Source organism: Vibrio sp. 1580, from assembly GCF_033340055.1.
The window spans coordinates 1-880 of the sequence record NZ_JAWOVT010000133.1 but is presented as its reverse complement, the minus strand read 5'-3'; the positions used below and the strand labels follow the sequence as shown (position 1 = coordinate 880).

Here is an 880-nt window from a genome sequence, read left to right as displayed (position 1 = left end):
GCCTGATTGGATCAGTGGCGTAAACGTGATTCGTCAAACTATCCAAAGTCCGGGGCGCGACACTTTCCGTTTGGTGATCAAACTTAGAGCGACAACAGATATTGAAGACATATCGTTTCGTCGTTGGGTCGATGAGTCTATCTCTGGCGACAGCTCTTTCAGTTATGAAGAGCAAGCTGATGGGGCAGAAATAGCAAACGAACGCAGTTTTCTCAAGCGATACAACCTCACAGGTAAACTGGAAGCCGGTTTGTATCACTTGTCCGTTGTATCTAAAGATAAACAAGTTTACCGAACTTGGGTGATACTCGGAGACTCAAACTCCTCCCAATATGTTCGCTGGACATCGAAAGAGAACTGGAAAGTAGAAAAGAGTGCACTTCGCAATCCTCATTGCCCCTTACCTCAATTAGAAGTCGGTCTGTACGACTATGTGGATGGCCAGTATGAGCAGATGTGGAAGAAAACCTACGAATCTAATTACCCAAACTCACTTGAATTAGCTGGTGTACCAAACGATAGATATGTTTTAGCGGTAAGTATCAACAGTAGACGTTGGCAAGGGGACATAATTGTTGAGCAAGCTCAAACAATCAGCCGTACTTATGATCTTTCTCAGGAAGAATAATTAAAGAAATAACATTTGTGCCGATATAAGTTCAGGAAGAACTAAAAACACAAGTGTAGTATGAAAACCCAATTCAAAATTTTAGCCACCACCATTACAGCATCACTATTTGCGAATGTCGCTTCTGCTGCGACTTATGCTATTGAAGCACGTAGCGATGCAATGGGTGGTGTTGGTACCGTTTCTGCCTCTTATCTGACCGCTCCATTTTTCAACCCTGCGTTGACTGCAATTTACCGCCGCAATGACGAC

Annotated in this window: 1 protein-coding gene and 1 pseudogene; both read left to right on the top strand. The window is 43.5% G+C overall.

Annotation, left to right across the window (positions count from 1 at the left end):
• A partial coding sequence (locus R7093_RS24535; protein ID WP_318146927.1) for a DUF2861 family protein occupies positions 1 to 628 on the top strand: 628 nt, incomplete at its 5' end.
• 60 nt (positions 629 to 688) lie between these two features.
• Positions 689 to 880 (top strand): annotated as a pseudogene (locus R7093_RS24530) (conjugal transfer protein TraF); the annotation flags it as partial.